The organism is Stappia sediminis, from assembly GCF_009826895.1.
In the GTDB taxonomy this organism is placed as follows: Bacteria; Pseudomonadota; Alphaproteobacteria; order Rhizobiales; family Stappiaceae; genus Hongsoonwoonella; species Hongsoonwoonella sediminis.
Genome location: NZ_WUMV01000010.1, coordinates 254,377 through 264,079, shown reverse-complemented (window position 1 = coordinate 264,079; position 9,703 = coordinate 254,377). Strand labels below are relative to the sequence as shown.

Annotated in this window: 9 protein-coding genes; 7 read left to right on the top strand and 2 right to left on the bottom strand. The window is 57.2% G+C overall.

Features of this window, described 5'->3' with window-relative positions; translation table 11 throughout:
• The first annotated feature begins 167 nt into the window (after positions 1–167).
• Genes GR183_RS21365 through GR183_RS21350 form a run of 4 tightly spaced genes read left to right on the top strand, consistent with a single transcriptional unit; the run spans position 168 to position 4,146 of the window.
• Positions 168–1,181, top strand: coding sequence for a YeiH family protein (locus GR183_RS21365; protein ID WP_160777702.1), 1,014 nt, complete (start codon positions 168–170; stop codon positions 1,179–1,181).
• A gap of 4 nt (positions 1,182–1,185) precedes the next feature.
• Positions 1,186–2,118 carry a hydroxyacid dehydrogenase gene (locus GR183_RS21360; RefSeq protein ID WP_312846877.1) on the top strand — a complete coding sequence of 311 codons (933 nt, stop codon included), beginning with the start codon at positions 1,186–1,188 and terminating at the stop codon, positions 2,116–2,118.
• Positions 2,115–3,116: an Ldh family oxidoreductase gene (locus GR183_RS21355; protein ID WP_160777701.1), complete on the top strand. Its 1,002-nt coding sequence runs from the start codon at positions 2,115–2,117 to the stop codon at positions 3,114–3,116. Before GR183_RS21360 ends, GR183_RS21355 begins: the two co-directional genes overlap by 4 nt.
• Positions 3,117–3,132: 16 nt before the next feature.
• A complete protein-coding gene (locus GR183_RS21350) occupies positions 3,133–4,146 on the top strand; it encodes an aldose epimerase family protein (RefSeq protein ID WP_160777700.1) in 1,014 nt (337 codons plus the stop codon).
• 20 nt (positions 4,147–4,166) lie between these two features.
• Here the strand turns inward: GR183_RS21350 and GR183_RS21345 are convergent, their stop codons facing one another.
• Positions 4,167–5,465 (bottom strand): nucleotide sugar dehydrogenase, encoded by a 1,299-nt coding sequence (locus tag GR183_RS21345; RefSeq protein ID WP_160777699.1) that lies wholly within the window; start codon positions 5,463–5,465, stop codon positions 4,167–4,169.
• Positions 5,466–5,477: 12 nt separating this feature from the next.
• A complete protein-coding gene (locus GR183_RS21340) occupies positions 5,478–6,668 on the bottom strand; it encodes a glycosyltransferase family 4 protein (RefSeq protein ID WP_160777698.1) in 1,191 nt (396 codons plus the stop codon).
• A gap of 460 nt (positions 6,669–7,128) precedes the next feature.
• Between GR183_RS21340 and GR183_RS21335 the strand changes: the two genes are divergently transcribed.
• The 3 genes from GR183_RS21335 to GR183_RS21325 all read left to right on the top strand — a co-directional run bounded on the left by GR183_RS21335 (position 7,129) and on the right by GR183_RS21325 (position 9,697).
• Positions 7,129–8,208: a glycosyltransferase gene (locus GR183_RS21335; protein WP_160777697.1), complete on the top strand. Its 1,080-nt coding sequence runs from the start codon at positions 7,129–7,131 to the stop codon at positions 8,206–8,208.
• Between the two features lie 250 nt (positions 8,209–8,458).
• The gene (locus GR183_RS21330; protein WP_312846876.1) at positions 8,459–9,004 is read left to right on the top strand and encodes a gluconokinase; all 546 of its coding nucleotides are present in this window, start codon (positions 8,459–8,461) and stop codon (positions 9,002–9,004) included.
• A gap of 201 nt (positions 9,005–9,205) precedes the next feature.
• The gene (locus GR183_RS21325; protein ID WP_312846875.1) at positions 9,206–9,697 is read left to right on the top strand and encodes an ureidoglycolate lyase; all 492 of its coding nucleotides are present in this window, start codon (positions 9,206–9,208) and stop codon (positions 9,695–9,697) included.
• The last annotated feature ends 6 nt before the right edge of the window (positions 9,698–9,703 follow it).

Sequence of the window (9,703 nt, the reverse complement as noted above, 5' to 3'; positions counted from 1 at the left end):
GCCGCAACACCGCCTCAGAAGCGCTCGGACACCGCGAATTCTCGATGACCAAGCTCTACAGAAGCGCCTGAATAAGGGCCTTTGCGGGCGCTCGCCTCAAGCGGCGCCCGGCCCCGTTCCGTGCAAGAGGCGCCGCCAGAGCTTCCAGCGGACCAGAGTTCGATTTCATGACTTCTCTTGCTCATACAGGTGGCGTGGTCTCTCGCGTGCGTGCACTGGTCCCTGGCATGGGAACGGCGCTGCTTGTTGCTGCCGCCGCAAGTTTCGTGGCCGATACCTACGGCGGGCCGGTCATGCTGTTGGCGCTCCTGATCGGCATTGCCCTCAACTTCTTGTCGGAGGGCGAGAAGGTTGAAGCCGGTATCCGTTTCACGTCCAAATCCGTGCTGAAGTTCGGCGTTGCATTGCTGGGTCTCAGGATTGCGGCAAGCGATGTTATTGCACTCGGTGGAAATACCGTTGTCGTGCTGCTGGTCGCCATGGCGATTACGATTTTCGCTGGCATCACTTTCGTAAGCTTGCAGGGCCATGGCCGGATCTTCGGCATCCTGATCGGCGGAGCGACGGCGATCTGCGGCGCCTCCGCGGCATTGGCGATCTCGACGGTGCTGCCGGAAAAACCAGGCAAACAGCAACAGACGATTTTTACCGTAGTGGCTGTAACCACGCTCTCGACGATAGCGATGGTTACCTATCCCGTTTTCGCCAATCTGGTCGGCTTTGACGACCGGACAACGGGCATCTTTCTCGGCGCGACCATTCATGACGTTGCCCAGGTCGTCGGCTCCGGTTATGCGGTGAGCGAACTTGCCGGTGACACCGCGACCATCGTCAAGCTGTTCCGGGTGGCAATGCTGTTGCCGGTGGTGTTCCTGTTGTCACTGCTTTTCCGGGAACGCGGAGAAGGTGCACGCAAGGGCCGGCTGCCAGTTCCGCTCTTTGCGCTCGGTTTCGTGGCGATGGTGACAGTCAATTCGCTTGGTTTCGTGCCGGAAATGCTGCGAGAGCCGCTCGTCTCTCTCTCGCGCTGGTGTCTGATCTCGGCCGTTGCCGCAATTGGCCTCACAACATCTATCAAGGAAATGCTGAATATTGGCGGCACGGCGATCCATGCGGCAATAGCGACCACCCTCGTGTTGCTCGTGACGGTCATGAGCCTTTTGTACTTCATCGGAGGATAATCCCGTGGCGGATGTCATTATCACCGAATTTATGGACAAGGCGGCTGTAGAGAGCGTCTGCGCCCGGTTCGAGACCATCTACGATCCCGGCCTCGTCGATGATCCTGCGCAGCTTATGGAGCTTTTGCCGGAAGCGCGTGCCCTGATCGTGCGGAATCGTACGCAGGTGCGAGGGGAGGTGCTGGCGGCCGCGAGACGGCTAGAATGCGTCGGCCGGTTGGGGGTTGGGCTGGACAATATCGATGTCGAGGCCTGTAAGGCGCGTGGGGTCGCCGTTTATCCGGCGACCGGCGCCAACGACCTCTCAGTGGCCGAGTACGTCATGACGGCAGCGCTTGCGCTGCTTCGCGGCGCATATTCCTCAAGTGCTGCGGTCGCTGACGGGGCCTGGCCCCGGCAATCCCTGATCGGGCGCGAGGCTTCGGGCAAGGTGATGGGCCTTGTCGGTTATGGCGCTATCGCGCGTGAGGTCGCGGGCCGAGCAAGGGCATTTGGCATGGAGGTGATCGCGTTCGATCCGTTCCTGCCTGAAGGCGATGCCCGTTGGGCGGGCGCAAAAAGCGTGACCCTGGAAGGTCTGTTGCAGTTGGCGGATGTCGTTAGCTTGCACGTGCCGTTGACCGACAAGACTCGCCACATCATCAATGCGGGCACGATCGCCAGGATGAAGGACGATGCCATTCTCATCAATGCCGCGCGGGGCGGCGTGGTCGACGAGGCGGCACTTGCGGACGCCTTGAATGAAAGGCGCCTCGGCGGCACGGCGCTCGACGTTTTCGAGGTCGAACCGCTGACGGCGGATGCCGGAGAAAGGTTCAAAGATCTCGACAACGTGATCCTGACCCCTCATATCGCAGGTGTTACGCAAGAATCGAATGTGCGGGTGTCCAGCCTCATCGCCGACACGGTTATCCGCCATCTGGACGGGAAAGCATGACAAGCGAAGTTTTGAATGTCGACACCGCGCACAGGCTGGTCATGGATGTGCTGGTCGCAAGCGATACATCATCGGTGAACGCGAAATCGGTCGCCGACGCCTTGATCGGCGCGGAACTGGCGGGCCAGGCCGGCCACGGTTTGCGCCGGGTTCCGGCCTACGCGGCCCAGGCGCGCGCCGGCAAGGTGAAGGGCCATGCCGTGCCGGCAGCGTCGCGCATTCGCCCCGGGGCCGTCCGCATCGACGGCGGTTACGGCTTCGCCTTTCCGGCACTTGATCTTGCTATCGATCAGCTTTCCCTCATCGCGCCGGAACAGGGGATCGCGATTGCCGGTATCCACCGCTCGCACCATGCGGGAGTTGCGGGTATCACCGTTGAGCGACTGGCCGAATGCGGGCTCGTCGCCCTCATGTTTGCGAACGCACCAGCAGCCATGGCCCCCTGGGGCGGGAAGAAGGCGCTCTTCGGCACCGACCCGATTGCCTTTGCCGCACCTGTTGCAAATGGGGATCCGATTGTGGTCGACGTCTCGCTCTCCAAGGTCGCGCGCGGCAAGCTGATGGCGGCGAAGCAGAAAAGCGAGCAGATTCCTGAAGGCTGGGCGCTCGATCCAAACGGCAATCCGACAACGGACCCAGCCGCCGGCATGGCTGGAACGATGATCCCGCTGGGAGACGCAAAGGGAACGGCGCTTGCGCTCATGGTGGAACTCATGTGTGCCGGCCTCACCGGCGCGAACTATGCCTACGAGCAAACGTCGTTCTTCGATGACAAGGGAGACCCGCCCGGCACGGGGCAGGCGCTGATTGCTATCGATCCATCCGCATTCGGCTCGGGCGCCCTAGAGCGTTTTGCGGAGATGGCAGGGCTGATTGCGGCACAGGAAGGCGCTCGCGTTCCCGGCACCCGGAGGCGGGTAGTCGCCACGCGGATCCGGGAAAACGGAATTGAAGTTGATGCGTCCTTGCTGCAGGAAATTGGTTCCCTGACCGCCTGAATCCGCAGGAGCGGACATGAAACGTGAATTCTTCGGCAAGACCGCATCCGGCGAAGTGGTGGAGCGCGTCACCGTTCAAGGTGGCGGATTGAGCGCGAAGGTGATTACCTGGGGCGCTGCCATCCAGGACTTACGCCTTCAGGGTCATGAGCCCCCTCTCGTCCTCGGCTTTGACTGCTTCGAGGATTATCCCGCCCATTCGCCCTATTTCGGCGCGGTCGCCGGACGCTATGCGAACCGCATCCGCAACGGCAGGTTTTCCATCGACGGGGTGGAGTGGCAGGTTGATACCAATTTTCTCGGCAAGCACCTCCTGCATGGCGGGGCCGGAGGCATAGGAAAGCGTGTATGGTCCATCGCCGATTACGGCAGAGATTTCGTCACGCTCACCCTTCGTGATCCGGCCGGGGCGATGGGGTTTCCCGGCAACCTCGACATCACCTGCACTTATCGTCTGTCAGATACAGGCCGCCTGGTCGTTGAATTGAGCGCGGAATCGGATGCTCCGACACTTTGCAATCTCGCCCATCATTCCTACTTCAATCTCGACGATGGAGGGGAAGGCAATTGCCTTGATCACAAGGTCATGATCGAGGCCGAAGCGTATCTCCCGGTGGACGCGGAATTGATTCCCACCGGTGAAGTACTTTCCGTCCAGGGCACACCCTTCGACTTCCGCAAACCGAGGCCGATCCGGTTCGAAGCCGAAGGACGGATTTTGGCTTACGATCACAATTTCTGCCTTTCAGAGGCACGAACCGGCTTGCGCCGGGCAGCACGGGTAGGGGGTGCGCGGTCGGGCGTGGCGATGGAAGTCTGGACGACCGAGCCTGGCCTTCAGTTCTATAGCGGTGAGAATGTCGCGCGAACCGTGCCGGGGTTGGAAGGGCGCCGCTACGGCGCGTATGCCGGACTTGCGATGGAACCCCAGATCTGGCCGGATGCGCCGAACCATGGTCATTTCCCGCAGGCTGTGTTGCGGCCGGGCGAGACCTACCGTCAGATTACCGAATATCGCTTCACGTCGTGAGCGATGCCGCATAGTCAAACTTATAGGCACCACCGCAGAATTCCGGCCGGAACATCCGCATCGGGAAGTGCGCCCTTCAAGTCGATCAACACGCCGCCCTCGGCAAGCATGGCCGTTATCTCCGCTTTTCGATCAAGATAGGCCCGATGCGGGACGGCGAGGATCAATGCGTCAAGACCGGTGAAGCAGCTAAGGTCGTCGAGTGTCAGCCCGAATTCATGCCGCACTTCTTCTGCGTTGCAATGCGGATCGTGCAAAATGGGCGCGAGCCCGAACGAACGCAACTCGTCGATTACGTCGGGCACCTTCGAATTTCGCAGGTCCGGAACATCTTCCTTGAACGCCAGGCCCAGTACACCAATGCGTGCGCCGGTCAGGGAGCGGCCGGCGGAAACCATCAGCTTGATCGTTTTGCGGGCGAGAAACCTGCCCATGCCATCATTGATGCGTCGCCCGGCCAGAATAACTTCCGGCTGATAGCCGACCTGCTCGGCCTTGGCGGTCAGATAGTACGGATCCACGCCGATGCAGTGGCCGCCGACGAGGCCGGGGAAAAACTTAAGGAAATTCCACTTCGTTCCGGCTGCCGCCAGAACTTCTCTTGTGGGAATGTCCAGGCGCTCGAAAATCATCGAGAGTTCGTTCATCAGTGCGATATTGATGTCGCGCTGCGTGTTTTCGATCACTTTCGCCGCTTCGGCGACGCGAATGGAACTCGCCTTGTGTACTCCTGCTTCAACGATCGCGCCATACGCACTTGCGACGCGCTCCAGCGTCGCATCGTCCTGACCGGATACGACCTTGGTAATAGTCTCGAGGCGGTGCTCTCGGTCACCCGGGTTGATCCGCTCGGGCGAATAACCGAGGAAGAAATCCGTTCCGCATTCCATGCCGGAGGCTTGCTCCAGCGCGGGGCCGCATACTTCTTCCGTGGCACCGGGATAAACCGTACTTTCCACCACGACGACCGCGCCTTGCCTCAGATGCGGTCCAACCATCTCGCATGCCGACAGGAGCGGCGTGAAATCCGGTCTATGCGCATCGTCGACAGGCGTTGGCACTGTGAGGATGTACATGCTCGCGCCGGCCAGGCATTCCGGATCGCTCGACAAATGCAACCTAGTTTCAAGAAGGTCGACTTTCGATATCTCTCCTGTCTGGTCGTAGCCGGCTTTCAATTCCTCCACCCGAGGTCGGGATATGTCGAAACCGACAGCATGTTCCGCGACCTTCGCGAAGGCAATGGCAACGGGCAAGCCAACATAGCCCAGCCCGACAATCGCGATACGTTCCGACAACGGAGACGTTTCGATGCTCATACTCGATACTCCTTAGCAGGCCGCTTCGCGGTTGGAATTGGCGGGAGGAATATACTGCAATCCCATTTCTTCTATCAGGATACGATTGACGACATGCACATCATATCGCTCCACGGCGCACTGCCTTGCGCGCTTGCCCATTTCGACGATCGATGACGGTGTCGTAACAAACTTCTCCATCGCCTGCGCAAGTGCGGCGGCATCAGCTACGGGTACTATGAAACCCGTTTCGCCGTCTTCAACCGTGTCCACGCAACCGGGCGCATCCGTCGTGACGACCGCTCGGCCCGTCGACATGGCTTCAAGAACGGTGCGTGGTATGCCCTCGCGATAGGAAGGGAGAACCAGCACGGAGCAGGACCGCAGATAGGGGCGGACATCCTTTGCTTCACCCAAATATTCGATAGTCCCGTTTGCTGTCCATTCTTCGACTTCCTTTCTCGCAATCGCTGCCGGGTTCGGGTCGAACGGGCCGAGTAACTGCACCCGCGCTTGAGGGTGCCTTGCTCGAAGAATCCTTGCGGCTTCGACGTATTCCCTGATGCCTTTGTCTTTCAGCAATCGCGCGATAAGGAGAAACACCGGAGGGCCATCGGGCGGGGGGGCCTGGCTGAAATGCCGGGTATCGATGCCTGAACCGGGCACCAGCATAGAATTGCTGTTGGTCACGATATGCAGACTTCGAAAAATTTCGGCATCGGTATTATTGTAAATGAAAACTTGAACTGCTCCTTTCAGGGCGTGTCGATAGAGAAATACGCATGCTTGGCGCAGGAGTTTCTTTCGAAAACTCGGATTGTCGCCGGTAAAGACATACCCAAGGCCGGTGATAAGGGCATAGCGTTTGGGAATGCCGACCATGCGCGCGGCAAGACCGGCATAGATGACGGGTTTCATTGTGTAGGGCAGAACAATATCGGGCCGGATGCCGTCGAACGCGGCCTTTATCGTTCTAAGCGTCCGGATGTCCGCAAGCAGCCCGGTACCGGTTCGGTCCATCGAGATTTGCCGGAAGTGCACGCCGGCTTCTTCCAGCAGTGCAATACTCTCGGGGTCGTCATCCGGGGCAAGTGCGTAAACGTCGCAACCGCTTCGAACCAGGCTGCGCAACAACTCAAGCCGAAAATTGACGAGTGAAAATGTAAGGCTGGCAACCACGGCGACGCGGGTTCGCGTCCTGGACGTTTCAGTACTTGCAGCCATCAATCGGGTCTCCACTCTCACTACGCAACACGACAGAGAAGATCCATCTCACTCAACGGTATATGCTAAAGCACGTTGCGTCGAATATGCACAAAAACTTCACGCCACTTAAAAATCAGGTTGTGCCAAACGAATAAATTAAGCGATCGATAGACGTGTCGATCCCTCAGGGCATCTTTCAGGAAACGGCAATCGATCATGCCTTTGAAATCTCGGGCGATAAAGGGAAGGGCGATTTCCTGATCCATGAATGCGACTGCATATTCGTGGAAAGCGCTTCCCGGAAGAAACCGGGCCCTTCTGAATTGCGATGCAATTGTGCGCGAAGTCTTGCAGTTTACGCAGTAGTAAATAAGAATAGCGGCGCCCCTAACGGATGGTTATGGCGTTGGAAAATTCCGCAGGGAAGCGAATTCTCTGATTCAAGTAGTGTGGTACAGGGAATGAGGCAAAATCTGCGATGATTATGCATCTTATTACGAACTTTGCCGATATCGGTGGGGCGGAGACGATGCTTGTTCGCCTCTTGCAATCATCTGGTGAAAAAGCTCTTGTCGTGTCGCTGAAGGACGTTTCTGACAGAAATCGGAGACTTGTCGGCGGCCAGGTCGAATGTATAGCCCTTGGGATGAATTCGTGGACGCGATATGCTGGTGCGGGCATCCGGCTGACACGCCTGATCGAGCGGAAAAAGCCGACCATCATCGTATGCTGGATGTATCACGCCATGGTGGCGGGCATTCTGGCCGGGCGTCTTGCAAGAACCTCTGCTCCCATCTTCTGGAATGTGAGGCAATCACTGGACGATATGAATGTCCTGTCGCGCAGTTCAAGGCTTGCGGCCAGGGCTTCCCGTGCGCTTTCCCGCCTTCCCGACGGGATTATCTTTAATTCGAAAAGGGCAATGGAACTACACCAGCGCTTCGGTTTCGAAAATGACAATATCGATGTAATCCCGAATGGATTTCCGCGGATCGATGTCGTGAGAGATCAGGGGGAGAGGCCAAGGATCTACGGCATCGCGGCGCGTCTTCATCCCCAAAAAGATCATGCTCTCTTTTTCAAGGCTGCTGCCCAACTGGCCGCGCAGGAGGATGATGTCCGCTTTGTTGCCGCCGGCAGGGGACTGAGTTGGGAAAATGAGACCGTCAGGAAAATGATCTCTGATGCCGGCCTGGCGGAAGACCTTATTGAACTTCGCGGCGAAACGGATGATATGGGATCGTTCTATCGAAGCATTGACGTCCTGGTGCTATCTTCCAGGACCGAAGGTTTTCCGAACGTCATTGCGGAGGCCATGGGACATGGTATTCCCGTTGTCACGACCGACGTTGGAGAAGCGGCAACGATCGTCGGAAGCACCGGAAAAATCGTGCCGGCGGGCGATGCGGTAGCGTTGTGCAACGCGATGAAGATGATGCACGATGTTTCGGCCTCCAAATATTCGGAGCTGTCAAACGCCGCTCGGCGGCGGATCGATGAAAACTATTCTTTGCCAATTATTTCTGAGAGGTATCGCAATTTTTTAAGGTATTCATAAAGTTATTTCTCAGAGGGGCTTGGGTGTGGATTTCAGTCGCGTTATTTTTTATGGGCATGATTGATTCACACTGCTGCATGTTATGCAAACAAATGCACTCCGGATCTCATCGCTGTCTGGGATTGATTGGATTTGTGTTGAATTTACAATCGATGCTTCTTTTGGATCGAGTTTCTCGGCGTTTGACAATGATAGCGCTAACATGGCAATCAATTCTGGTATTTATTAATTTCTGGACCGAGGGAACGACGTGGCGGAAACACGCAAAATCTATCTGGTCATGGGTGTCAGTGGCGTCGGAAAGTCAACGGTGGCGGAGGAGGTCGCCAGGAGATCTGGCGGCATTTTCGTAGAAGCCGATGCGTTCCATCCGGCACAGAATATTGAGGCGATGTCGGCAGGCATTCCGCTGAACGATGACATGCGTTGGCATTGGTTGGAGGCTCTTTGTCTCCATGTTCGGTCAGAAAATTGCGGATCGGGAGAAAGTCCCGTTTTTATCGCCTGTTCGGCGTTAAAGAGGAAATATCGTGATTTCCTTCGAGAGAGGCTGGGGCCTCTCTTCATCATCCACCTTGATGGTGATCGAGAATTGATTCTGAATCGCCTTCAGGCGCGCAAAGGCCATTTCATGCCGCCTGCGCTGCTCGACAGTCAGATTGGGGATCTGGAATACCCATCTCAAAAGGAAGGGGCTTGCGTGCGGTTCGATATTGCCGAACCGATTGATAAGATCGTAAGCGAAGCTTTCAGCCTGATTGAAAATGAGTGGCGGGAAAAACCCCGGCATTCTTGACCGCCGTACAGGAGTTCTTTGCACGAAAGCGGTTCGCTGTCGTGCAAGAATTCGGTCCAGGTTCAATAGCCTGAGCATATCCTATTCGCCGAATTCGCTTCAGAATTGATGGGATAAGCTTTAGGTAATTCCAAAGGCTTCTCGAAAGTGCCGTGCTTCTGAACACGCTATAAGTCGGTTGGTCAATTCCGGAGGGATATGGTGAGAACGGTGAAGGTCGAACGCCTGACAAAGGCGGAATTCGCACCCTTCGGAGATGTGATCGAGAAGGAAGGGGTCGAGAATTTCAAGATCAATGACGGGCGCTGCACGCGCTACCACGATCTGGCGCATGTGGAGATTGCCGGTCCTCAGCCGAGAGCGCTCGTCAACATCTTTGAAAGCACACCTGTTTCCTTTCCCTATGAACTGAGGATGGTGGAGCGCCATCCTTTCGGCAGTCAGGCTTTCGTGCCCTTGTCGGATAGGCCTTTCCTGGTGATTGTCTGCGAAGATGAAGGCGCTGTTCCTGTACGCCCACGAGCGTTTGTCACAGCACCGGGGCAGGGAATAAATTTCTTCCGCAACACTTGGCATGGCGTGCTTACGCCGCTTGAAGCGGTGTCGGATTTCGTTGTTGTGGACAGAGGCGGCGAGGGGAACAACCTCGAGGAATATTTCTTCGACGAACCCTATTGTGTGGTCGAAGGATAGGCGCGC

Excerpts from the sequence above, each read along its gene's own strand:
- GR183_RS21350 (WP_160777700.1), top strand. The coding sequence starts at position 3,133 with ATGAAACGTGAATTCTTCGGCAAGACCGCATCCGGCGAAGTGGTGGAG.
- GR183_RS21355 (WP_160777701.1), top strand. The coding sequence starts at position 2,115 with ATGACAAGCGAAGTTTTGAATGTCGACACCGCGCACAGGCTGGTCATG.
- GR183_RS21345 (WP_160777699.1), bottom strand. The coding sequence starts at position 5,465 with ATGAGCATCGAAACGTCTCCGTTGTCGGAACGTATCGCGATTGTCGGG.
- GR183_RS21365 (WP_160777702.1), top strand. The coding sequence starts at position 168 with ATGACTTCTCTTGCTCATACAGGTGGCGTGGTCTCTCGCGTGCGTGCA.
- GR183_RS21335 (WP_160777697.1), top strand. The coding sequence starts at position 7,129 with ATGATTATGCATCTTATTACGAACTTTGCCGATATCGGTGGGGCGGAG.
- GR183_RS21340 (WP_160777698.1), bottom strand. The coding sequence starts at position 6,668 with ATGGCTGCAAGTACTGAAACGTCCAGGACGCGAACCCGCGTCGCCGTG.